General features: G+C 58.6%; 20 protein-coding genes. 11 read left to right on the top strand and 9 right to left on the bottom strand.

Annotation, left to right across the window (positions count from 1 at the left end; genetic code table 11):
* Positions 1 to 62 precede the first annotated feature (62 nt).
* Positions 63 to 500 (top strand): GNAT family N-acetyltransferase, encoded by a 438-nt coding sequence (locus tag E5J99_RS06355; RefSeq protein ID WP_135496888.1) that lies wholly within the window; start codon positions 63 to 65, stop codon positions 498 to 500.
* Positions 501 to 571: 71 nt separating this feature from the next.
* Here E5J99_RS06355 and E5J99_RS06350 read toward each other — a convergent pair whose 3' ends face one another.
* Positions 572 to 877: a DUF962 domain-containing protein gene (locus E5J99_RS06350; protein WP_135496887.1), complete on the bottom strand. Its 306-nt coding sequence runs from the start codon at positions 875 to 877 to the stop codon at positions 572 to 574.
* Between the two features lie 77 nt (positions 878 to 954).
* On the opposite strand from E5J99_RS06350, the gene E5J99_RS06345 reads away from it, so the two are divergent.
* On the top strand, positions 955 to 1440 hold the full coding sequence (locus E5J99_RS06345) for a PaaI family thioesterase (RefSeq protein WP_135496886.1): 486 nt from the start codon (positions 955 to 957) through the stop codon (positions 1438 to 1440).
* A gap of 108 nt (positions 1441 to 1548) precedes the next feature.
* On the opposite strand, the gene E5J99_RS06340 is transcribed toward E5J99_RS06345, so the two are convergent.
* The 3 genes from E5J99_RS06340 to E5J99_RS06330 all read right to left on the bottom strand — a co-directional run bounded on the left by E5J99_RS06340 (position 1549) and on the right by E5J99_RS06330 (position 4255).
* A complete protein-coding gene (locus E5J99_RS06340) occupies positions 1549 to 2541 on the bottom strand; it encodes an NYN domain-containing protein (RefSeq protein ID WP_135496885.1) in 993 nt (330 codons plus the stop codon).
* A 706-nt stretch (positions 2542 to 3247) separates the two neighbouring features.
* Positions 3248 to 3988 carry a metal-dependent hydrolase gene (locus E5J99_RS06335; RefSeq protein ID WP_135496884.1) on the bottom strand — a complete coding sequence of 247 codons (741 nt, stop codon included), beginning with the start codon at positions 3986 to 3988 and terminating at the stop codon, positions 3248 to 3250.
* Between the two features lie 51 nt (positions 3989 to 4039).
* The gene (locus E5J99_RS06330; RefSeq protein ID WP_135496883.1) at positions 4040 to 4255 is read right to left on the bottom strand and encodes a hypothetical protein; all 216 of its coding nucleotides are present in this window, start codon (positions 4253 to 4255) and stop codon (positions 4040 to 4042) included.
* 191 nt (positions 4256 to 4446) lie between these two features.
* Here E5J99_RS06330 and mfd point away from each other — a divergent pair, with 191 nt between their 5' ends.
* The 5 genes from mfd to E5J99_RS06305 all read left to right on the top strand — a co-directional run bounded on the left by mfd (position 4447) and on the right by E5J99_RS06305 (position 11229).
* Positions 4447 to 7881: a transcription-repair coupling factor gene (gene mfd / locus E5J99_RS06325; RefSeq protein ID WP_135496882.1), complete on the top strand. Its 3435-nt coding sequence runs from the start codon at positions 4447 to 4449 to the stop codon at positions 7879 to 7881.
* 282 nt (positions 7882 to 8163) lie between these two features.
* Positions 8164 to 8559 (top strand): hypothetical protein, encoded by a 396-nt coding sequence (locus tag E5J99_RS06320; RefSeq protein ID WP_135496881.1) that lies wholly within the window; start codon positions 8164 to 8166, stop codon positions 8557 to 8559.
* On the top strand, positions 8556 to 8792 hold the full coding sequence (locus E5J99_RS06315; protein WP_135496880.1) for a type II toxin-antitoxin system HicA family toxin: 237 nt from the start codon (positions 8556 to 8558) through the stop codon (positions 8790 to 8792). Before E5J99_RS06320 ends, E5J99_RS06315 begins: the two co-directional genes overlap by 4 nt.
* Before the next feature lie 249 nt (positions 8793 to 9041).
* Positions 9042 to 9911 carry a hypothetical protein gene (locus E5J99_RS06310; protein WP_135496879.1) on the top strand — a complete coding sequence of 290 codons (870 nt, stop codon included), beginning with the start codon at positions 9042 to 9044 and terminating at the stop codon, positions 9909 to 9911.
* An 832-nt stretch (positions 9912 to 10743) separates the two neighbouring features.
* Positions 10744 to 11229, top strand: coding sequence for a hypothetical protein (locus E5J99_RS06305; protein WP_135496878.1), 486 nt, complete (start codon positions 10744 to 10746; stop codon positions 11227 to 11229).
* A gap of 194 nt (positions 11230 to 11423) precedes the next feature.
* On the opposite strand, the gene E5J99_RS06300 is transcribed toward E5J99_RS06305, so the two are convergent.
* The gene (locus E5J99_RS06300; RefSeq protein WP_135496877.1) at positions 11424 to 11603 is read right to left on the bottom strand and encodes a hypothetical protein; all 180 of its coding nucleotides are present in this window, start codon (positions 11601 to 11603) and stop codon (positions 11424 to 11426) included.
* A gap of 245 nt (positions 11604 to 11848) precedes the next feature.
* Between E5J99_RS06300 and E5J99_RS06295 the strand changes: the two genes are divergently transcribed.
* Positions 11849 to 12697, top strand: a complete 849-nt coding sequence (locus tag E5J99_RS06295; protein ID WP_135496876.1) for a radical SAM protein — start codon at positions 11849 to 11851, stop codon at positions 12695 to 12697.
* Between the two features lie 344 nt (positions 12698 to 13041).
* Here the strand turns inward: E5J99_RS06295 and E5J99_RS06290 are convergent, their stop codons facing one another.
* Both E5J99_RS06290 and E5J99_RS06285 read right to left on the bottom strand, forming a co-directional pair.
* The gene (locus E5J99_RS06290; RefSeq protein WP_167852017.1) at positions 13042 to 14214 is read right to left on the bottom strand and encodes an esterase-like activity of phytase family protein; all 1173 of its coding nucleotides are present in this window, start codon (positions 14212 to 14214) and stop codon (positions 13042 to 13044) included.
* A gap of 311 nt (positions 14215 to 14525) precedes the next feature.
* On the bottom strand, positions 14526 to 15503 hold the full coding sequence (locus E5J99_RS06285) for an ABC transporter ATP-binding protein (RefSeq protein WP_135496874.1): 978 nt from the start codon (positions 15501 to 15503) through the stop codon (positions 14526 to 14528).
* A gap of 592 nt (positions 15504 to 16095) precedes the next feature.
* Between E5J99_RS06285 and E5J99_RS06280 the strand changes: the two genes are divergently transcribed.
* Positions 16096 to 18657: a T9SS type A sorting domain-containing protein gene (locus E5J99_RS06280; RefSeq protein ID WP_135496873.1), complete on the top strand. Its 2562-nt coding sequence runs from the start codon at positions 16096 to 16098 to the stop codon at positions 18655 to 18657.
* 530 nt (positions 18658 to 19187) lie between these two features.
* Positions 19188 to 20447, top strand: coding sequence for a dipeptidase (locus E5J99_RS06275; RefSeq protein WP_135496872.1), 1260 nt, complete (start codon positions 19188 to 19190; stop codon positions 20445 to 20447).
* Between the two features lie 138 nt (positions 20448 to 20585).
* Here E5J99_RS06275 and E5J99_RS06270 read toward each other — a convergent pair whose 3' ends face one another.
* Positions 20586 to 21287 carry a DsbA family oxidoreductase gene (locus E5J99_RS06270; protein ID WP_135496871.1) on the bottom strand — a complete coding sequence of 234 codons (702 nt, stop codon included), beginning with the start codon at positions 21285 to 21287 and terminating at the stop codon, positions 20586 to 20588.
* 158 nt (positions 21288 to 21445) lie between these two features.
* Between E5J99_RS06270 and E5J99_RS06265 the strand changes: the two genes are divergently transcribed.
* Positions 21446 to 21952, top strand: a complete 507-nt coding sequence (locus E5J99_RS06265; RefSeq protein WP_135496870.1) for a YdeI/OmpD-associated family protein — start codon at positions 21446 to 21448, stop codon at positions 21950 to 21952.
* Between the two features lie 78 nt (positions 21953 to 22030).
* On the opposite strand, the gene E5J99_RS06260 is transcribed toward E5J99_RS06265, so the two are convergent.
* A complete protein-coding gene (locus tag E5J99_RS06260) occupies positions 22031 to 22426 on the bottom strand; it encodes a hypothetical protein (RefSeq protein WP_135496869.1) in 396 nt (131 codons plus the stop codon).
* Positions 22427 to 22571: the final 145 nt, after the last annotated feature.

The following is a 22571-nucleotide window of genomic DNA, read 5'->3' as shown; positions in this document are numbered from 1 at the left end:
CCGGGCGCAACCCGCGCAGATTTTCAGCCTTCCCCGGCGCTATTCGTTGCGTACCTTGCGCTATGCCCGTTCGCCCGCCCCACTCCCCCACCGACTTTGCGGCCTACTACCAGCTGCGCTACCAAGTATTGCGCCAGCCCTGGCAGCAGCCGCCCGGCTCCGAGCGTGCCGACGACGACGACCATCCGGCCACCATTCACGCCCTGTTCACCGCGCCCGATGGCCAGGTAGCCGGGGTGGCCCGCCTGCATCCGGCAGCTCCCGGCCAGGCCCAGGTGCGCTACATGGCCGTCGATCCGACGTATCAGGGCCAGGGCGTGGGGCGGCAGCTGCTGGACTATCTGGAGCAGGCAGCCCGCCAGTTGGGCCTCACCGAGTGTGTGCTGCACGCCCGCGAGTCGGCGGTGGCCTTCTATCAGCGCCAGGGCTACCACCTTGTGGCTTCGTCGCACACGCTGTTCGGCAGTATTCCGCACTTCCTCATGCGCAAAGAGTTGTAGCACCGCCCACTTCCGCACCAGCTGGTGGCTGCAGGTGATAGGCGTAAAAAACCAGGCGCAGCGGCAGCACGTCAGAAACGCTCCCGGCCGCGCAGCAGGTCGAAATACAGGCGGAAGTCGCCGAGCAGCGAAAACCAGGGATGCTGAAACGTGGCAGGCCGGTTGTGCTCCACAAAGAAGTGGCCAATCCAGGCACAGCCGTAGGCGGCCACGATGCCCACGGCCAGCAAGCCCGGCCGCTGCCAGAGAAGGGCGAGTATGGCCGCTGCCAGGAATAGCGTGGTGCCGATAAAATGCAGCACCCGCGTACCCCGCTTCCTGTGCTCACGCAGGTAGCGCGGGTAAAAATCGGCGAAGGAAAGAGGCGCGGCAGACATGGCGGTGGGGTTATTGGGTAAAGAAACCTAACTTTTCAGCCAATATCCAGTGCTTCTCAGTCCAGCCTCTTTTTTCTATGGAGCAATCCTTTGACGTTGCCACGCTAGTAGGCATCTACAACCAAATAAACCACTACGGCCGCACCAATGGCATGCAGCTCACGGTGGCCACGCCCGGCCAGGTCGAGTACAGCATGACCGTTCGGCCCGAGCACCTCTCCTCGCCCGGCACCTGCCACGGCGGCGTCATTGCCGGACTCATGGATTCAGCGCTGGGCGCGGCGGCCCTCACGCTTTCCTTCCAAAGCGGAGAGCTGGTATCGACGGTCGAGTTTAAGATCAACTACCTGCACCCCGTCCGGCTCAACGACTACCTGGTGGCGCGGGCCCGCGTCGACCACTCGGGCAAGACATTGATAGTCAGCAGCGCCGAAATCAGCTGCCTCACCCGCGAGCTGGTGGTAGCCCGGGGCATGGGCACCTTCAACCGCTACCCGGCCGATAAGCGCGACTTTCACCGCCTGCTGTTTCCCGATGCCGATGATGCTCCGGCCGATATCTAGCCCCGTGCGCCAGAGCAGCAGCGACCCGCACTACAAAACACGAAAGCCGGATGCTCCCAACAGTGGGGCATCCGGCTTTTTCAGGTAACCTGTCGTCAGGCGGGAGGCCTACACCAGGTCAGAGGAAGCTGATTCGTGCTGCTCGTGCTCTTCGTACTCGTCGCCTTCCTGGGGCGGCTGCACTTTGCGCACGTTGCGGGCACAGTCTTCGTCGCGGTGGTTGCGGCCCACCGTGAACTCAACCCAGTCGCCCTCGGCCAGGTCGTTGAAGTCGCCTTCGGCCATATCAGCGTAGCTGAAAAACAGGTTGTTTGGCGGCATCACGACGAAGCCAAAGCCGTTCTTGAGGTTTTTGATGGTGCTAATGCCCACCGTACCAACCGGCCCAGCCGCCGTCGGGCCCGAAGGGCGAATCGGCTTCACGGAAGGAAAGGCTACGGGCTCGGGCTGGCTCACGAACAGACTCTCGATCAGCTCGTCGCTGCTGGAAAGGCCATTATCGATAACCTCGTGCATGGCCACCGGGTAAGTGACGTGCTCCAACAATAGCTGCGAAGCGCGGGTTACGCGGTTTTCGCCTTTGAAGTCAACATACTTGAAGTCCCAGTTCAGCAGCATCACACGGGTACCGATGGTGTTGAGCTTCTTGATGAGGGGTACATAGTCAGAGTCGCCGGCGATGAGCACGATAACGTCGAAGCTCTTGTGCAGGGCCAGCTCCAGGGCTTCGAGTGCCAACCAGACATCGATGCCTTTTTCCTGCAGCCGTCCATCCCGCGTTTTGAGCGGCATGTAGTGCGTGGCAACGCCCAGGTTCATCAGAATGTCATCGAGGAGGCGGTCATGAAAAAGCCGGTCTTTGTCGCGGGCTTCGGTAGCCGAGAGGCGGCCCCGGAAGAAGTGCGAATCCGTAATCTGACTCAGGCGGACGTCTACATCTTCTTCTTCAGCGACCTGGTGCCGGATATACTCGTGCAGGCCTTCTAGGCTGATACGGGCCTTGCGCTCGTGCTGAAAGTAGTAGTAATCACTGATCTTAAGGAAATAATTACCGTCGTAGAAGACGCCTATCCTTATCAGTGGGCTATTCATCTGGTTCATACAAAAAAGCTTTAATGCGAGGGGTGTGCAATCAGGGTAGGTAAGAGAGAGAGTGGCATTTGTGGGTGCTAAGGTAACTATGATCCAATATACGGACCTGATTTCGTCGGTTAGCCTTCGCACGACCAGTACTTAGCAGCTGCTACATGATTATGTGATAGCAAAGACGGCAAAGTCCAGTTTGTTTAAAAACCTCCAATGTAGGAGCCCCGATGGTGAGTGGCAGTTTTCAACACATATAAAATCCTATATCCAATTCTGTCTCCCCTCCATGAAGCTACGAATATTTAACAACAATATTAGTGAAAATATATTTTACAGTACTGTTTACACAGTGCAATTTCATCGACATTAGTCGAGTGACGACGAAGCTACTAGCTTAATGACAGTAGTGCAACTTTTCTATTGGCGCTAGCGCTGCACGCCCTTGCAGCCATCACCGATTGTAGTGGAATTGTACTCTCGTCCACTTGTTCTAAATTCTGTCATTTATCCCTATTTATCTATTACCTTATCGTTATAGTTCAATTTCAGCAAACAAATAACTGTGCTCGGGCTTGTTTGAAATAAAATTTTCTACCCACCCATTTCTTCTAAATAACACAATTTTTTTTGTAAGCTTCTCATGGGCGACACACTTTTCCGGCGCACTCAACCGCAGTCGGGGCATGGTAGAACTAACTGGTGGGCTTGTAGTGTGCAGGCCTCAGAAGTTCATCCGGCTCACGATGAGCACGAGCACCAGGGCCGCGTAGCCCAGGCATATACCGACCTCCAGCATGTTGCCGGCAGCAGAGCCCGTCCGGATCAAGGGTAGCTTGAAAGCGTAGTCCGACAAGGGCATAAACCACTTGACGCCGGCCTTGGTCAGCGAATCGGCGAGGAGGTGGGAAACGTAGCCCGCACCGGCAAAGTGGGCCACGCCGTGCCAGCCAAGCGTGTTATTGGCCAGGTAGCCGATGTAGGTCCAGAGGGCGGCGGCCCAGATAGTGTGCGTCCAGGTGCGGTGGGAGGTGTAGGGTGCCAGGGCCACAAAAGTACCCAACAGACTCAGCCACAGATACCCGAAGTAGAGCCCGGCCAGCACCGTGCAGATGCCGGTAAACATCAGGGCCAGCTTACGGGCCGAGCCGCCTTGCAACGACACTCCGATCAAGCCGAAGGCCAGCGCCGCCGTGAAGCCCATGCGCCGCTCGGGCCCCAGTGGGAGCATGTAGTGCGTGTAGCCAGCCAGCCCCAGCGCTACGATAGCAAAAGCCCACCGCACGTAATTCTGGGAGAAGCTCAAGCGCTTGCTCAGGCGGGAGCTGGGATGGTCGAGGTCGGGGGCCAGGGCCGAGAAGCCCGCCAGGGCAATGCCGGCGGGAGAAAAAGGCACCCCGGCTATGAGGCCGCCCACGGCCACGCCGGTAATAAGGCCGATGGCCAGGTGAGAAGAACCGCGCACGAATAGTCTTTACTGCAGATACACCAAAGGGCGAAGGTACGCGGCGCGCCGCTAGTTAGGCACTGGCAGCAGGGCAGCCTCTTCGGGGGCAGGCGGGACAGCAGCGGAGACCGGAGCAATGTGGCGGGTCGCTTTGCGCCGGGCCGCACTTACACTGTGCCAGGCGTGGGTGAGGTGCTGCCAACGCACCCAGGCGTCAAAATCAAAATCGGTATCCGCGGCGGGGTTACGGGTGGGGTCCATCGCAACAGGAGAAGAGTAGGGCAAACTGCGGGATATACCGCAGAATGACGACTAATGTACAGGAAACACAAGCGTAACACAAGCATTCGGCGGGCCGGGGAAACTTTCGGACCTTGCGGGCGGTATTGCTTACCCACTCCTTATTCGTTATGCCCGACCGGAAATACTGCCGGCCGGGCTTCTCCCTTTTGCCTCCCTCCTAGCCTTTCCGCGTTTTGAAGGTCACCGATTTCCTCCAGCTCTACCGCCTCGACCCGACCGTACTCACCGTAGCGGGCCGCCTGAACCCGGCCACGCGCCACTCCCTGCGCCCCGCCGCCGAAGCCGCGCCCGCCGGGCCCCTGCCCCGCCTGCACCTGCGCGGCCTCGTCGGCAGCCAGGACGCGGTGGTGGCGGCCGCTATGCACGGCTTGTTTCCGGACCAGCACCATTTGTTCGTGCTCCACGACAAGGACGAGGCCGGCTACTTCCTGGCCGACCTCCAGCACCTGCTGCCCGAGCAGGACCCGTTGCTGTTCCCGAGCTCCTACAAGCGCCCCTACCACTTCGACGAGACGGAAAACGCCAACGTGCTCATGCGCGCCGAGGTGCTCAACCGCCTGAACTCCAAGCCCAAGACCGGGGAGCTGATCATTACCTATCCTGAGGCGCTGTTCGAGAAGGTTATCAACCGCAAGAGCCTGGTGGCAAACACCTTTCTGGTGAAGGTGGGCGAGAAGCTCGACGTGAACTTCATCAGCGACATGCTGGCCGAGTACGACTTCGAGCGGACCGACTTCGTGTACGAGGCCGGGCAGTTTGCCGTGCGCGGCGGCATCGTCGACATCTTTTCCTACGCTAATGAGCTGCCCTACCGCATCGAGCTGTTCGGCGACGAGGTGGAGACTATCCGCACGTTTAATCCCGAAACCCAGCTTTCGGTGGAGCAGAAGCAGCAGATCAGCATCATTCCCAACGTGCAGACCAAGCTGCTCCAGGAAACCCGGGAGGCCTTTCTGGACTTCATGCCCCGGCACACGGCCGTGTGGATCAAGGACGTGCGCCAGACCATCGACATCGTGACGGAGTCGTTCGAGAAGGCCGACGCGGGCTTTCAGGAGCTGCTGGCGGGGGCGGCGGGGATGCAGATTGTGAGCAAGCCCGAGCAGCTGTTCGAGACGGGCAAGTCGTTTCGCAAGCTGCTGGAGAACTTCCCAGTGGTGGAGTTCGGCAAGCGGTTTCACTTCAAGACCGGGGCCGAGGAGTTCAGCTTCGGGGCTAAACCCCAGCCTTCGTTCAACAAGGACTTCAACCGCATGGTGAAGAACCTGCACGACAACGCCACCAAAAACTACGTCACCATTATCGGGGCCGACTCGGTGCGCCAGGCCGACCGGCTGCGCACTATCTTCGACGAGCTGGACAACAACGTATCCTTCCAGCACATGCTGGTGGCGTTGCGCGAAGGCTACGTGGACGATTTGATGAAGCTCGTGGTGTACACTGACCACCAGCTGTTCGAGCGGTTCTACCGGGCCCAGGAAGCGAAGAAGTTCTCCAAGAAAAAGGCGCTTACGCTCAAGGAGCTGCGCACGCTCAGCCCCGGCGACTACGTGACCCACCAGGACTACGGCATTGCCCGCTTCGCCGGCCTGACGCAGGTCGAAATCAACGGGCACCTGCAGGAGGCCATCCGGCTGGTGTACCGCGACGACGATTTGCTGACCGTCAGCATCCACGCCCTGCACAAGATTGCCAAGTACTCGGGGGCCGAGGGCACGCCGCCGACCATGAGCAAGCTGGGCTCGCCGGAGTGGGAAAACAAGAAGAAGTCGGTTAAGAAAAAGGTCAAGGACATTGCCGCCGAGCTGATCCGGCTCTACGCCAAGCGCAAAACCGCGCCCGGCCACGCCTTCGCCCCCGACTCCTTCATGCAGGCCGAGCTGGAATCCTCGTTCATCTACGAGGACACCCCCGACCAGGCCAAGGCTACCGAGGACGTGAAGCGCGACATGGAAGTGCCCCACCCCATGGACCGCCTGATCTGCGGGGACGTGGGCTTCGGCAAAACCGAAATTGCCATCCGGGCCGCCTTCAAGGCCGTGGCCGACGGCAAGCAGGCCGCCATTCTGGTGCCCACCACCATTCTGGCCATGCAGCACTACAAAACCTTCCGCGAGCGGCTCGCCAACCTGCCCGTGACGGTGGAGTACGTGAACCGCTTCAAGACCACCAAGCAGATCAAGGAAACCCTGGCCCGGGTGGCCGACGGCAAAACCGACATCCTCATCGGCACCCACCGCCTCACCAACAAGGACATCAAGTTCAAGGACCTGGGTTTGCTCATCATTGATGAGGAGCAGAAGTTCGGGGTCAAGACCAAGGACAAGCTCAAGGAGCTGAAGGTGAACGTGGACACGCTGACGCTGTCGGCCACGCCGATTCCGCGCACCCTGCACTTCTCGCTCATGGGCGCCCGCGACCTATCCGTCATTGCCACGCCCCCGCCCAACCGCCAGCCGGTGCAGACCGAGCTGCACGTATTCGACGAAATCCTGATCCGCGACGCCGTGGCCCGGGAGCTGAAGCGCGGCGGGCAGGTGTTCTTCGTGCACAACCGGGTGAAGGACCTCGACGAGATGGGCGCGATGATCCTGCGCATGGTGCCCGACGCGCGCATCACCACCATTCACGGGCAGATGGAGGGCGACCAGCTCGAAAAGCGCATGATGAAGTTCATCGACGGCGAGTACGACGTGCTGGTGAGCACCAACCTGATTGAGTCGGGCCTCGACATTCCGAACGCCAACACCATCATCATCAACCGCGCCCACCTGCACGGGCTAAGTGATTTGCACCAGATGCGGGGCCGCGTGGGCCGCTCCAACAAGAAGGCGTACTGCTACCTGCTCACCCCGCCCGTAGCCGGCCTGCCCTCCGACGCCCGCAAGCGCCTGAGCACCCTCGAAGAATTCTCGGACCTGGGCGCGGGCTTCAACGTGGCCATGCGCGACCTCGACATCCGCGGGGCCGGCAACCTGCTCGGCGGCGAGCAGTCGGGCTTCATCAACGACCTGGGCTACGAAACCTACCACCAGATTCTGGACGAGGCCGTGACCGAGCTCAAGGAAACCGAGTTCCGCGACCTGTTCCTGGGCGACACGACAGGACGACTCCAGGATGCCGTGGGCAACAAGGGCCCCAAGGAGTGCAACATCGAAACCGACCTGCAGATCCTGATTCCCGACTCCTACGTGAGCAGCGTGTCGGAGCGCCTGCAGCTCTACAGCAAGCTGGACCGGGCCAAAGGCCCCGAGGAATTGCGCAAGCTCATTGCCGGCATGGTGGACCGCTTCGGCCCGCTGCCCGCCGAGGTGGAGCAGCTCGCCGACATCGTGAAGCTGCGCTGGCAGGCCTGCCAGGCCGGTTTCGAGAAGCTCACGCTCAAGAAGAACCTGCTCAAAGGCTACATCCCCGCCACCGACAACGCCGCCTACTTCCAGGGCGAGCAGTTCGGCAACATCCTCAACTACATCCAGACCCACAGCCGCACCGCGAGCATGAAGGAGCGCAAGGAACAGCTCATCATCAGCATCGACGAGGTGAAGAGTGTGCAGGCGGCCAAACGGATATTGGCCGAGTTGGGGAGTGAGGAGAAGGTGGAGGCGTAGAGTATGCGCAATGCAGAACGTCATGCTTCATCTTGCGTCCGCGAAGCCGAAGCATCTCTCCCGCTTTGTCGAACCTCACCCCCAGCCCCGGTTCGCCTGAGGCGCGAAGCCAAAAGAGAGGGGAGCCGGACGAAGCGGGAGAGAGATGCCTCGACTCCGCTGCGCTCAGCGTGACACGTTTTTTACCACCAGCTCCAAACGCCGGGGAATGAAACCCTACTCTAACCCTGTTGTTCCACGCGGCGGCAAGTACTAACTTGCCCTGTAACCTTTCACTGCACCGTGGCAAAACTTAAATACCGGGGAACCGTGAAAAGCCCCGACGGCAAAGTGATGGAAGTAGGCTTGTCCCTGCTTTCGTACCGTGAGGAGGAGCTGCACGTCATTTTCTCCCCCGCTCTGGACATGTTCGGCTATGGCCACTCGGACAAGGAAGCCCGCGCCTCCTTTGACGAAACGCTGCAGGAGTTTCTGCGCTATACCCGTAACAAGGGTTCTTTGCAGGACGAGCTGCTGCGCCTGGGTTGGAAAATGGCCGGCCGGGCCACCAGCCGCACCTACAAGGCCCCGGAGTTCAGCCGCCTGCTCCGGCAAAACGACCAGCTGCAGGACATCGTAAACCATAAGGATTTCCGGAAGTATGACCGGAAAGTGGAGCTACCCGTGCTGGCCGGATGACCATCAAAACGCTCCGCAACGTGACCATCCGGGATTACCGGACGTTCCTGGAGCGCGTCGGCTGCCAGTGTACCCGCACCAAAGGCGGCCACGAGCACTGGACCCGCAAAGACCTGAACCGCCCGGTTACCTTCCAGACGCACATCGACCCGGTGCCGGAGTTCATCCTCAAAAACGGCCTGCGCATCCTGGGCTTGGGCAAGGAAGACTTCTGGGCCGAGCTGGAAAAATAGCCCCGCCTCCAGGGCGACACCTTCGGCAACATCCTCCACTACATCCAGACCCACAGCCGCACCGCCAGCATGAAGGAGCGCAAGGAACAGCTCATCATCAGCATCGACGAGGTGAAAAGCGTGCAGGCTGCCAAACGGATATTGGCCGAGTTGGGGAGTGAGGAGAAGGTGGAGGCGTGAGGATTCGATATTGAATGAAATAAATGAGTTATATAGCATTACTTTTTTAATGTATTACCACTTCAAAAAATGGACAAGATATTAGTACTGAGATATCAAAACGTAAAAGCTTCTACCCTGTTTTCTGATTCAAGCGTGGCAGTTGCTGACTTATCTCGTGAAAACACTTTGATAAAATCAATAAAAGAGAATAGCAGTTTTACACTATACTATAGTGAATATAAATTTCTCTTTTACATAGAAGATGACTTAGGATGCTTTGGCACCTTAATGAAAAAACAAAAGGCAAATGTTGGCAGGACATACGACAATAAAGGTCCAGTTGTAGAGCAGATGGACAATTGGCAACAAATGCCATTTTATATTTATTATAAAACACAAATTATTTTTATACAGGAAAAGAAAAAGATAATACCAATAACCATACTTTGCGAGTTACTTAGCAGCTTGAAAATAGACGAACAAAAAATCAATTATTATAATACAATAGTAGAACCTATTATTGAACCTGGAAATTTTTGGCCAGCTATAAAAAATTCAGACGGTATTTACGGATTGAAATTTGAATTAGTTGGCCCAAACCTTTTTGGAGCTACTAAAAGCGCAAATCAACTACTTCAAGCTCTTAAGCCGATATACAATCAAGAAAAGTTTTCTTTTTCGTTAGAGAACGAGAATGCAGCTCTCAAAGTCCCAGAAAATAAATTTATCGAAACATGTAGAGACCAAGCTGAAAGTGGAGGTGGCAGTTGGCAAATTACTGCACTAATTAGGCGAGCAAAGATTGTGATTAAAAGCTACGACAAGGCAAAAACAATAAGTACAGACAATATAAAGGATATAGAATCACTTGTAGGAATAAGAAGCAAACTTCATGACGCAATTAGTAGGATTGATGCTATATTACTAGGCAAAATAAATAAATCAGCCAAAAAGTGATTCAAAAAATATTCACAATACTTGTTCTCAGCTTGACACTCAGTGTATCAATGAAATTCTGTGCTGATGTAAATTTTATCAAAGACTTGTACTATAGCTTCGTGTCAATTGTAGCCGGATTGATATTGGGCGCAGTCGGAATATTCACCACCTCAATAACTTCTATATACAGCGGAATTAAAACCCAATTTAAGGAAGGTATTATAGGTGATTCACAGCAACAATCAGCTATCAATGTTGTCAAAAATCTTGTTAGAGAAGTAAAAGACAATACTTTGTTCACAATTTTCACGTACTGTATTGGGTTGATATTTCTAATTTTTAAGAACATGGACATCCCGTACGTAGAATGGCCGATAAGAAGCAATTACACTTATCTAAGCAAATATATATTATGCGATTTTCTAATATACGCCTGCATTATCAGTATGATTATGGCAACAATAGACACTATCCAAGCAATGTTTAAACTCCAAGAGGCAGGTGACATATAGATTAAATATATATTATGCTATGATTACATTCAATTAGAGAATGGACCAATTCCCATCTGGCGCGAGCTTGTAGCTCGTGCCCACCATGACGATGAGGTTGCACCTCATCTGCCGCCCAGCGGCAAACCGGCCCCACGCCAGTTGTTCTAGCAGGTGAGGCTCAGCCTCACGCTAAGCAAGGCCCGAGCTACAAGCTCGCGCCAGGAATACCCTGATAAATTTTCTCCTTCCACCCCTTGCTAACCCCACCTCATTTCCCCACCTTCCCGCTCCACTCTATCTGCTAGTTACCTATTGCAACGTGTCCCATTCTTTTCCCACTTCTTATCCCCTTATTCATGCCCAACGAATTCCAAGCTGCTATTCCGGCGCCCGTGCTGGCGCAGGTGCAGGACTCGCTCAACGCCATTAAGACCGCGCTGGCGCCCTACCTGATTTCGCTGACCCCGGAGGAGCGCAAATCCATGCTGCGCATGGCCGACAAAACCGTGGCCTTCGTGCAGAAAACCACCGACTACGCTACTAACACGCCCGCCCTGGTGCCGCCCTTCGTGGAGCTAAGTGAGCTGAAAGCCGACGTGGCTGCCCTCACGGCCCTGGTGCCGCTGCATCAGCAGCTAGAGCAGCTGGCCCTGGATATGGACAGCACCATGATGGTAGCCGGCTCCGAAGCCTACGCTAACTCGCTGACCATTTACAACAACATCAAGTTTATGGCCCAGAACAAGCAGGCCGGGGCCCAGGCCGCCTTCGAAGATCTGAAGCAGCGCTTTGCCGGCCAGGGCAAGCAGAAACAGGCCCCCGTGAAGCCCTCGGTGAACTAGCCGAACCAGCCCGTTCCTAGCACGAACCAGTCCGGCAGACGTCCGGGCTGGTTCGTTTTGTTTGGGGCCGGGTTGGGGGCCGCCCCGAACTGGTTCGGGTCCGCGGGCAACTGGTTAGCCTCGTTGGCGAACTGGTTCGGTTTCGACCCCAACCAGTTCGGGTCGGACCTAAACCAGTTCGGGTTCGAGGCGAACTAGTTTGGGTCCGACCCGAACTGGTTTAGGTCGAAGGTGAACTGGTTGGGGTCGAAGCCGAACTGGTTGGGGTCGAAACCGAACCAGTTGGGGTAGGAGGAGAACTGGTTGGGGTCCGACCCGAACTGGTTCACCTCCGACCCCAACCAGGCTGCGTGGACCGTAGCGCTTTGGGGCATGTTGCTTTCTTTGGACGTCCGGTCGAGCGTTCTACCTGCTACGCTGGGGTTGCTGCGGCCCGGCACTTGAGGGCGCTGCGGGAACCGTGCGCCGGCCGTTGCCGCGCTACGGTTACGGCATGCGCCAGTAGCTGCCCGCTGGCTCCGTCGAACAAGCGGCGGCCGCTTGAGGTTGGGAAGTGCTTAGCATATAGCTTTGCTTCGCCCTTCCCTCCTTGCCGGCCCATGTGCCGCCGCACCTATTCATGGTTGAACCCAAAGTCACGCTTTACAGCTACCTCAACCGCCCGGTACTCGACCGGGTGTTCTTTGTTCCCTTCTGGGACTGCCCGTACCAGTGCGAGTTCTGCTGCGTCGACTCGCTGCCCGGCAAGCCTGCCGGCTGGCCCGACTCGGGCGAAGACCTGCTCTTTGAGCTACTCGAAACCATGAGCCGGCGCTACGGGCGGCGCATGCAGCTGCATTTCTACGGCGGCGAGCCCATGCTGCGGGCCGGCTACGTCGAGCATATTGCCCGCCGCGTGCGCGACTCGCCCTACGTGAGCAAGCTGGTGCTCTACACCACCCTGCGCTCGAAGTCGCCGCGCCAGGTGCTGGAAATACTAGGTTCCAAGCGGCTCGAAATTCTGGTTAACCCCGACACAGTGAACGAGCGGGTACTGGCGGCGCTACAGGAGCTGAAAGGGGTGGCCCGGCTCAACCTGCTGCCCCTCACCATCACGACCGGGCGCGGGGCCGAGCACGAGCCCGGCTACAAGCAGGATTTCTTTCAGCGCTACATGCCCGTTGGCTGGCCCGGCCGCAACTGCTTCGCCAAAGTGACGGGCATGCTCGTGAATGGCCCGCAGCGCACGGTGCACACCTGCTGCATGCCGCAGAGCCCCATCGTGGGCACGTTCGACTCATCGGCGGCCGATATTGTTGCCCAGTACGAGGCAGCCCTGGCCACGGTGCCCCAGGCCCTGAATGCGTCGTGCCGCAGCTCGGGCGGGGCCCACCCCTGCGGCGTCTGCGACAAGTTCAGCGGCTATCAGTCGCAGGCCGGCCCTGGCCAAAACAGCTACACCGTGGCCGAAGCGCTGGCGTTGGCCTAAGGCGCGTGGACAGCAGCATTTGTTAAGCCCGTGTTGCCTTTTTAGAACGTCCTGCTTGCTCTGGCGTCCGCCCGTCGAAGTATGACCGGGCTTTTTTTGCCTATTCGGATAGGCTCTTGCTCGTACGCACCGCCTAAGCTGTGTGCACAAGTAAAAAGAACGTTATGTCGAGCAACACGAGACATCTCGCGTGCTGCCGTATGAGTAGTAATCTACCGACCGCACGCGAGATGTCTCGCGCTGCTCGACAGGACGTTCTTTACTTTTACTGTCCACACAGCCTAGAAAGAGCAAGGCACAATACCGCCCAAAGCGCCACTGCCCACCCAGCCTGGTAAGGGGCGCTATGGTAGCACCTCGAAGGCGAGGAACTGCGAAATCTGCGAGGTGCCGAAGTTGTCGTCCGAAACGAGGATGAGCGAATAATTGCCGTTCGCCAGCTTCGGTCCCAACGTCATACCCTCCAGGTTATCGACCCGCTTAATTCCCGTCGTGGCCACATCGAGCACCAGGCGCTTGGCCACGGGCGTGTAGGTGGCTCCTTGCAGCGCCCCCAGGCTAGCCACATTGGTAGCAGCGGCCAGGTCGATTTCGTAGATTTTGACCGAGTAATCGGGCGTGGCACCCACGGCGAAGGACCGCTCCAGGGCCAGCAGCTTGGTTTCCGATAGAGCCAGCACCTCTACCACGCCATTGAGCTGAAACTGGTCGGCGGGCACGGGAGCCTTGTGCACGGCATCGAGCTTGTAGGCAAATTGTGCCACGGGCTGGCGCGTGGCCTTGTCGTACTTTATAACCCGGATAACCGCACCCGTTACGCTGGCACTGGCGCGGGGGCCGTCTTCGTAAATCGGCTCTTCCTGGGCCGTAAACAGAAACCGGCCGTCGGGCGAAATCGATAAGCCTTCGAGTGAGCCGTTGGAGCGGGTGCCGTTCTCGGTGGCCTGCATGCGCAGCAAGGGCGGCAGCGCAAACTCGGCCACGCTGGAGCCGTCCAGGTTAGCCTCGCGCAGAAACGGGTTGATGAGCACGGCCGGCGTTACGCCCACGTTGCGCGCCCCTTCGCTCGACCAGATAATGTGGGCCGTAGCCGCGTCGTAGCGGATGCCCTCGGGGTCGGCTACGTTGTAGCGGTCGGTAGCAGCGTTGGGAAACGGGCTGCCGTCGGGACGCTTAATGGTGGTGACGCCCGTGAAAGTGACGCCCGAAAAGGTAGTCTGGTCGAAGGCCAGCGCGGCGGTGTAGTAGCGCACAGGCTGAAACGTGGACGGATCATCGCACATGATGTAGTACGCGTTGTTGTCGGGGCGGTAATCGATGCCCGAGAAGCCGCCCAGCGTGGTGCCGTTGTAGTCCTGCTTGAACGGCACCAGCTTCTCGCCGATAAACCGTAGGGACGACACCTGAAGCGGCTTGGCGGTATCGGTTTTCGCGTCCTCATCGTCGTCGCAGGCTGTCAGGGCGGGAAAGGCGACAAGGGCCAACAGAAGGGTTGCGGCCGGGAAAAGCTTGCTCATAGAAAAGTGTGGTAGGTAAGGCGAAGGGACGAAGTGAGCGGCAAAGAACGCCATTCCTCCGGGCGGGCCGGTTACCAAACTGTTATACTTAGCCGGTTGGGCTGGGCTGCGCCGGGCTTAGAGTGTATCCTACTAAGCCACGCAAGGCGGTCATGCTGAGCGCAGTCGAAGCATCTCTACCGCTTCGTTGAACGGCGCATACGAAGCGGTAGAGATGCTTCGGCTGCGCTTTGCTGCGCTCAGCATGACGTGCTATTGGGATAGGATTTTAGTACCACTCCCACTCAACAGCACGATTCCCAAACCCGCTCTTACAAATACCACAGGTGGTCGGCCACGAGCGAAACCTGGACCGCATCGCCCGGCTTCAGCTCAGCCGACGCGGTTTTGGCGGTAATGGTCGCGCCCGGCAGTATTACCTCCACCTCCCAGTAGCTGCCAAAAAACCGAACGGCCCGCACAACGCCCGCCAAGCCACCGGCCGTATGCAGGCGGAAGCTCTCCGGCCGCACCAACAGCGGCCGGCGCTTCGGCCGGCTTCCGGCCAGGGTGGCCAGCGCCTGGGCCAGCTTACCCGTGAGCAGGGTGTAGTCGCCGAACAGGCCGGCGGTGTAAGCATCTACGGGCTGCTGGTAGAGCTGGGCGGGCGGGCCCTGCTGCACGATGCGCCCGTGCTTGAGGACCATGATTTCCTCGGCCCAGGAAAGCGTATCGGCCGGGTCGTGGGAGATGAGCAGGCAGGTGATGCCGAGCTGCTCGCCGAGGTCGTCTATCACCTGCTTCAGCAGCTGGCGGTGCCCGCGGTCCAGGTTCGAAAACGGCTCGTCGAGCAGCAGCAGCCGGGGCCGCGTGAGCAACAGCCGGGCCAGCGCAATGCGCTGCCGCTCGCCGCCGGAGAGCTGGTCGGTGCGCCGGGCAGCCAGGTGACTGATGCGGCACACGGCGTACAGCGTGTCGGCGGCTGCGGGGCCGAGCGTGTTGGCATAGCGCAGCACCTGCTCGACGCGCAAGGAAGGCGGCAGCTCGAAATGCTGCGACAGATAAGCAATGCCCGCGTGCCCCGGCACCAGCGTTTCGGCCGGCCCCAGCACCCGGCGCTCCTCCAGGTGCACCGCCCCCGCCGTGGGCTGAATCAGGCCGGCAATAACCTGGAGCAGCGTGCTTTTGCCGGCCCCGCTTTCGCCCGCCAGGGCCAGCTTCCGGAAGCGGGGCTGGGTGAAGCTGATGTCCTGTAAAACCTCCGCCTCCTTTTCCCGCAATGATATTCCCGCAACGCGCAACCAACTCATAGAAGTAGAAAATTCGTGAAAAGCCGTGTGCTACAGAAGCTATTTATATCCGTCACGAAGTAGGGTGCGTGGCTTGCCCCCGCCCGCCGTCGAACGGAATCATTGCGTCGGCGCGAACGACGGGCGGGGGCAAGCCCCGCCCGTCGTTCGCGCACACCACTTCGTAACGAGTTTAAGAAGTCAAAGGACGTGATGCCGAGCTTGGCGAAGCATCACGTCCCGCTGGCTTTTGACGACTTCTTAAACAGCTTCACAGCAAAAAACGCAGGGTGGCGTAAGCTCCGAGGCCGCTGTTCTGCGGTTGCCTACCCAGGCATACTCAGCAGCTCGGCCAGCGTTGCGCAGCCAGGCGGTGCCGCTGCACGCCCCGGCTCCGCTACACCCGGGCCACAGAGCCCAAAGATACGCCAAGCTGCCGTGGGCACTGTAGCAGGCCACCCCGAGCCCGGGCGTGCAGCGCTGGTACTACCACGCGCTATCAGCACCCACTCGGGGCACCAAAATCCTGACGAATACTTTTCCGGGCTGTTTTAGTATATTGATCTTAACAAGTAGTACTTTTCCTTATCTATTTCCTTAACCCTCACACCCTATGCGGAAATTCTCCACAACCTCTCTGCTGCTCGCCGGCCTGCTGTGGCTGAGCAGCCTGCTGCCCACGCAGGCCCAAACCCTCGACCCCAGCTTTCAGCCCACCGTGCTGAAAGCTACTAGCACTCCGCTTGATTTTACAAACTCCGCCCGGGCCGTGGTGACACTACCCGACGGTAAAGTTCTGCTAGCCGGGTCTTTCGACTTTGTGAATGGCACTTACTCCGGCAAGCTTCAGCGCCTGAATGCCGACGGCTCTACCGATGCCGGCTTCAACCCTGGTGGTATTGGAGCCAACGGCTTCATAGCTAGCATGGTCGTGCAGGCCGATGGTAAGATTGTGATTGGCGGCGGCTTTACGGTTTACAATGGCACGCCCATGCTGACCGTGGCCCGCCTGAACGCCAACGGCACGCTGGACGCCACATTCTCGCCCGTGGGTATCACTACGCGCCGGCAGGTGACCAGCGTAGCGGTTCAGCCCGATGGCAAGATTCTGGTGGGCAGCATTTCTATTTTATCAGCAGAAACAAACACCGGCATTACCCGCCTCAACTCCGATGGCTCGCTGGATGCTTCGTTCAACATCGGCACTGGTTTCACCGCTACCCCCGTTACCTCCGCAGCCGTTATTCGGACCGTGTTCGTGCAGGCGGATGGCGCTATTCTGGTCGGGGGCACCTTCACGGGTTTCAATGGCCAGACCGTCACCAACCTGGCCCGCCTGAACGCCAACGGCACGCTGGATGCTGGCTTCACCACTGCCAGTGGTGCAGGGCCCAACAATGCCGTGCGTGCTATTGCGCAGCAACCCGATGGTAAGCTCGTCATCGGCGGGACCTTTACTACCGTTAATGGTGCGCCGGCCTTGCGCATAGCTCGCCTACTGCCTACTGGTGTTCTCGATAACACTTTTGCCGCTGCTACTGCCTTCAATGAGGGTACGGTGTTTACGCTGCTGCTACAGGCTAACGGCGACATTCTGGCGGGCGGAAGCTTCACGCAGTATAATGGCCAAACGCGCAACCGCGTGGCACGGATTTCCAGTACCGGCGTGCTCGATGCTGGCTTCGCCACGGGCGCAGCCGCCGCTGGCACGGTCAATGCCATAGCCCTTACCGCCAACAACCAACCGATAGTGGTGGGCGAGTTTAATCAGTATGATGGCATTGCCAAAACCGGCGCCGTCCGGCTCACAGCCACGGGTGCTAATGATGGTGCTTTTTCTACCCTGCTTCAGTTTCGGGGCAGTATCAGTCGGGCGGTGCCTCTCGCCAATGGGCAGCTACTGGTAAGTGGAAATTTCACAGACTTTAATAACGTAGTAGCCCCCGGCGGCAGCTTCACCGTGCGCCGCGTGAATGCCGACGGCAGCCTGGACCCAAGCTACACGTCTACTCTCTCCCAGATTGTTGCGGGGCAGCCCGATGGCAGCTTTTACTCGTTTACCGGCATTGCGGCTCAGACCCAACAGGTGCTGCGGGCGCTGCCCTCGGGCGCGGTCGACAATACCTTTGCGGCTACTTCATTCGTGAGTACTGCCACTAACGTGGCGCCGCTTGCTGGAGTAGCCCGGCAGGCTGATGGGCGGGTACTTGTGTTCGGCAACTTCGTCACGGTTGGCGGCGTTGCCCGCAACAGCATTGCCCGCCTCAATGCCAACGGCACGCTCGACAACTCTTTCACGCCACCCACCAGCACCATTGCCCGTACGGTGAACAATGTATTTGTGCAGCCGAGCGGCAAAATCGTGCTTTCCTACCAGGAAACCGGCACCGGTGCCACGCCCGGCACCCAGATCATTCGCCTGAACGCGGACGGCACACTCGACAACACCTATTCCATCGGCACGGGCGCCAGCGCCAACTCCTTCTTCACCATTCTGGCTGATGCCAACGGCCGGCTGCTGCTCAGCGGCAACTTCACCAGCTTCAATGGCCAGGCCACGCCTTCCGGGGCCGTGCGCCTCGGCGTTGATGGCGCACTCGACGCGAGCTTCAATGGCCTGCCCAGCACCACTGCCTACAGCTTCCGGGCTGTGCAGCCCGATGGCCGCATTCTGGCGCTGGCGGGCGTTGGAGGCAACACGGCCCTCGTGCGCCTGACGGCCACCGGCAGCCCCGACAACACATTTGCGCCTATTAGTATTCCGCCTGGCATTTTTGTGGGAGATGATCAAATTAGTGGAGCCGTGCTACAGCCTGCCGATGGCAAAATCATCGTGTTTGGCAGCTTCCGCTCAGTCGCCGGTCAGCGCCGCGTGGGGCTGGCCCGCCTCATCAACCCCGGCGTGACGGCCACCCGCGAAGCCACTGCCCGCCTGCCGCTGGCCCTCTACCCCAACCCGGCCCAGGGCCAAGTGACGGTGCGCGTACCGGCTACAACAGTACCCCTGCGCGCTACGCTGCTCACCCTGCAGGGCCAAACCGTGCGGAGCTGGCCCGTGCCCGCCGCCCAGCCCGAAGCCGTGCTCGACGTGCGCAACCTCGCCGCCGGCCTCTACCTGCTCCAGATTCCGACCGCCCAGGGCACCTACCAGCAGAAGCTCATCGTGACGGAATAAAGCGGCCCTTTTCCTTAAACCTGTACCACGAAGCCAGTGGGGTGTCTCGCGCAGAGCAGCCCACTGGCTTCGTGCTTTTCTAAGCTGTTTGGCGAGTCGCCAACCGCAATCAGCACGTCCTGCTTGCTCTGGCGTCCGCTTGCCGAAGCATCGCTACCAGTGCTTCATACGAAGCGGTAGAGATGCTTCGACTGCGCTCAGCATGACGTTCTTTTAACTTTCTAAACAGCTTCTTTAGCTGACGACGAAGACACCTACAGCTACCAGCCAAAACGCGCGAAGTGAGTCGCCGGCTAGGAGTAAAACATTCAAATAGTCATAAACCATTCGAACCACGGTACTACTTGGCAGGGCACCCCATTACTCCTCAGCAGAAAAGTAGTAGGCATGCAGAATTATTTTATTTACACAAATGTCTTACCATCAACAATATGAATTAAAATACGTCGTTTTAAAAACAATCTACTACGCTACAACCTGCTGATGATTGAGTATTTTTGCTCCGCGACCTTATTCAAAGACCAGATTTTATGCAAAACTCTACCTTACGCGTCCTGCCCGTTTTGCTGGCTTTGCTGAGTCCAGCTACGGCCTGGGCCCAGAAAGCCGAAGAGGCGCTAACCATCAAAGCGAATACCATCCATAATCAAGCATTCGTGCTTGACTCGCACGAGGACACGCCCATCAACCTGATGAAGCCGGGCTTCGATCTGAGCAAGGACCACGACACGAAAGACGCCCAGGTTGACATTCCCAAAATGCAGCGTGGTGGTTTGGATGGGGCTTTTTGGGCCGTGTATATGGGCCAGGGGCCGCGCACGCCGGAGGGCAACGCGGCCGCTAAACAGGAAGCGCTTACCATTTTTAACTCCATTCGCTCCGCCATCCAGGCCAACTCTGGCCAGCTCGATCTGGCGACGACCGAAGAGCAGGCGCTCCAGATTCGGCGCAACGGGAAACGGGCCATTTTTATCGGGATGGAAAACGGGTATCCCATTGGGCAGGACCTGGGCTCGTTGAAGTCGTTCTACGATTTGGGCGTGCGCTACATCACGTTGTGCCACTCCTCCAACAACGACATCTGCGACTCGGCTACCGACCCCACGGGGCCCGAGCACCAGGGCCTCAGCGCTTTTGGCAAGCAGGCCGTAGTCGAAATGAACCGCCTGGGCCTGATGGTGGATGTGTCGCACGCTTCGGACTCCACCTTCTACGACGTACTACGCCTCACCAAAGCGCCTATTATTGCCTCGCATTCGAGCAGCCGGGCCCTGAGCGACTCGCCCCGCAACCTGAGCGACGACATGCTGAAGGCACTGGCCCGCAACGGCGGCGTGGTGCAGGTGAACCTGTATAGCCCGTATGTGAAGACGGAAACCAAAACACCGGCGCGGCTGGCGGCCGAACAGGCCTTTTTTGCCAAGTGGAAAATAAAGGCGTTCCTGAACATGTATGCCCTGCCCAGCGCCGAGCAGCAGCAGGCAAAAGCTGAAGCGGAGCAGCTCGACGTGCAGTTTCCGGTGCCGCTGGCTACGGTGCAGGATGCCGTGAGCCAGATTGACCACATCGTGAAAACGGCCGGCATCGACCACGTCGGTATCGGCTCCGACTTCGACGGCGGCACCCGCCTGACGGGCCTGGCCGACGCGGGCGAGTTTCCCAACCTAACCCGGGAGCTGGTGCGGCGCGGCTACTCCGAAAAGGACATCGACAAAATCTGGAGCGGCAACCTGTTTCGGGTGATGAAAGCCGTGGATAAAGTTCGTACGACGACGGTAGTAAAGAAATAAGCTTTGTTCGGTGCTTAGTATAAAGAGCCTGCTTCCGTATCGGAGCAGGCTCTTTTTGGTAAATGCTTAGAAGCTGTTTGAGGTATCAAAAACGGTCATGCTGAGCATGACCCGAAAATTAAAATCCCAAACACGCGCTTAGCAGTCGCTGCCGTCGAGGCCACAGGCGTCGCCGGTAGCCAGCACTACGGGTGCCGGCGCGGGGTGCGCTTCTTCCCATACTTTTTCCAGCACTTCCAGGAATAGCTCGCTGGGCTGGGCTCCTGATACGGCATACTTATCGTCGAATACAAAGTAGGGCACGCCGCGCACCCCGATCTGGCGGGCCTGATACTCGTCATGGCGCACTTCCTGGGTGTAGGCGTCGGTGTGCAAAACGGCGCGCACTTCGGCGGCATCGAAGCCCAGCGCGGCTCCTATTTCGACTAAGGTGTCGATGTCATCCACGTTGCGGCCCTCGGTGAAGTAGGCCGCCAGCACGTGCTCCTTGGCCGCGTCCTGCTGGCCATGGGTGGCGGCCAGATGCAGGAACCGGTGCGCCAGAAACGTGTTGACCGGCACCATATTGTCGAAGTCGAAGCGCAGGCCGACTTCCTGGGCAATCTGGCCCATGTGGGCGTTCATTTGCTGGCCCTGGGCCAACGACACGCCCTTGCGCTCAGCCAGCAGCTCGTGGATGCTTTGGCCGGGCTTGGTTTGCATATTGGGGTCCAGCTCGAAGCTGCGCCACACGATGTGGAGCGCGTCGCGGTGGGGAAATTGCGCCAGCGCGTTTTCCAGGCGCCGCTTGCCGATGTAGCAAAACGGGCACATTATATCAGACCAGATTTCTAGTTTCATGTCAGCAGTATTTTGAAGGCGTAATAAGCTGGAGGCAGCCGAAGTGTTTGCCTTGGCTATGTATACCATATCGGCAAAGATCTTACGTTTACTGGCACCACGCGGGTGCGTACGACCCAACGCAAAATGCTAGGTTTGGGAAACGCTTTTCAGCAGCCATGTCAACTCCCACAGCTCAGCTCACCTTCCGGGCCCTGCTCGAACCCGGCGGCCCCAGCTTCATGCCGACGCAAATCGTGATAGTGCCCCTCGACGTGCTGGAAGGCTTGGGCGGCAAGACGGCCCGGCGCGTAGTGGGTACGCTCAACGGCTACCCGTTTCGGCTGGGGCTGCTGCCGCTGGGCCCCGGCGAGCGGTACCTGATGGTCAATAAAGCCATGTGCAAGGCGGCCGGCCTGCGGCTGGGCCAACCCGTAGAAGTGTGCCTGGCTGCCGACTCGAACCCCGATACCGTGGACTTGCCCGAGGAATTGGCCGAGGGCCTGGCGGCCTGGCCGGAAGCGGAAGCAGGCTTTCGGGCGCTTTCGGGCAGCATGCAACGGGCGCTGGCCTACCACATCGGCAGCGCCAAACGGCCCGAAACCCGCCTCAACCGCACGCTACAGGCCTTGCGGCAGCTGGCGGCCGGGGCCAACCCGTTCAAGGCGCCCCATCGGGAGGAATAGACGAAGTGCATATGCCTTGCGCTGCGTGGTAACTAGCTGCTCACCGGCCACTACTGCCTCTTCTGGCTGTGCCAGCGCCTACACCACGCGCAGCCAGCCTTTGGCAATGGTCATATCCTCAAAAGGCAGCGTAACCGGCTGCACGATGGCGTCGATGGCCCGGTCGGCAGAGAAGCGGCTGTACAGATTGGGCGAATATACCCAGGCAATGTAGAGCAGGCCGGCAGCATGCAGACGCGGAAATATGTTCATTGCCTGCCACTCGGGCGCTTCAAGCCACATATCCGTCACCAGCGCATTGTCGTTCAGCAGCTTGGTGCACCCTTCCGACTCTACGAAGCTTACCAGCGCCTCGCCGCCCTCCTTGGCTCGCTCGAAGGTGATGTCGCCGCGCCACTCGGCGTAGATCCACTCGTTTCGATAGTCGTAGTGGATATCGAGGTAAGGAAGCTCCTGAAGGATGCGCAACGGCATAAACCGGGGACGAAGAGGCGGAGAAGAGAGGAGCAGACGGGCTACGGCAAGGGTAGCGCCTCACAAAACTAAGAGAATCAACCACATTCCTAACCAGAGTCGGCGCTTTAATATTGCGGCCCGGCTCGCTTTTTCACCTCCTCTT

Source organism: Hymenobacter elongatus, assembly GCF_004745955.1.
GTDB lineage: Bacteria > Bacteroidota > Bacteroidia > Cytophagales > Hymenobacteraceae > Hymenobacter > Hymenobacter elongatus.
This window is presented reverse-complemented; position numbering and strand designations above follow the sequence as displayed.

Coding starts and splice junctions, on each gene's coding strand:
- E5J99_RS06305 (WP_135496878.1), top strand. CDS start 10,744: ATGCCCAACGAATTCCAAGCTGCTATTCCGGCGCCCGTGCTGGCGCAG.
- E5J99_RS06345 (WP_135496886.1), top strand. CDS start 955: ATGGAGCAATCCTTTGACGTTGCCACGCTAGTAGGCATCTACAACCAA.
- E5J99_RS06260 (WP_135496869.1), bottom strand. CDS start 22,426: ATGCCGTTGCGCATCCTTCAGGAGCTTCCTTACCTCGATATCCACTAC.
- E5J99_RS06355 (WP_135496888.1), top strand. CDS start 63: ATGCCCGTTCGCCCGCCCCACTCCCCCACCGACTTTGCGGCCTACTAC.
- E5J99_RS06285 (WP_135496874.1), bottom strand. CDS start 15,503: ATGAGTTGGTTGCGCGTTGCGGGAATATCATTGCGGGAAAAGGAGGCG.
- E5J99_RS06315 (WP_135496880.1), top strand. CDS start 8,556: ATGACCATCAAAACGCTCCGCAACGTGACCATCCGGGATTACCGGACG.
- E5J99_RS06290 (WP_167852017.1), bottom strand. CDS start 14,214: ATGAGCAAGCTTTTCCCGGCCGCAACCCTTCTGTTGGCCCTTGTCGCC.
- E5J99_RS06310 (WP_135496879.1), top strand. CDS start 9,042: ATGGACAAGATATTAGTACTGAGATATCAAAACGTAAAAGCTTCTACC.
- E5J99_RS06295 (WP_135496876.1), top strand. CDS start 11,849: ATGGTTGAACCCAAAGTCACGCTTTACAGCTACCTCAACCGCCCGGTA.
- E5J99_RS06270 (WP_135496871.1), bottom strand. CDS start 21,287: ATGAAACTAGAAATCTGGTCTGATATAATGTGCCCGTTTTGCTACATC.
- E5J99_RS06280 (WP_135496873.1), top strand. CDS start 16,096: ATGCGGAAATTCTCCACAACCTCTCTGCTGCTCGCCGGCCTGCTGTGG.
- E5J99_RS06300 (WP_135496877.1), bottom strand. CDS start 11,603: ATGCCCCAAAGCGCTACGGTCCACGCAGCCTGGTTGGGGTCGGAGGTG.
- E5J99_RS06340 (WP_135496885.1), bottom strand. CDS start 2,541: ATGAACCAGATGAATAGCCCACTGATAAGGATAGGCGTCTTCTACGAC.
- E5J99_RS06350 (WP_135496887.1), bottom strand. CDS start 877: ATGTCTGCCGCGCCTCTTTCCTTCGCCGATTTTTACCCGCGCTACCTG.
- E5J99_RS06275 (WP_135496872.1), top strand. CDS start 19,188: ATGCAAAACTCTACCTTACGCGTCCTGCCCGTTTTGCTGGCTTTGCTG.
- E5J99_RS06265 (WP_135496870.1), top strand. CDS start 21,446: ATGTCAACTCCCACAGCTCAGCTCACCTTCCGGGCCCTGCTCGAACCC.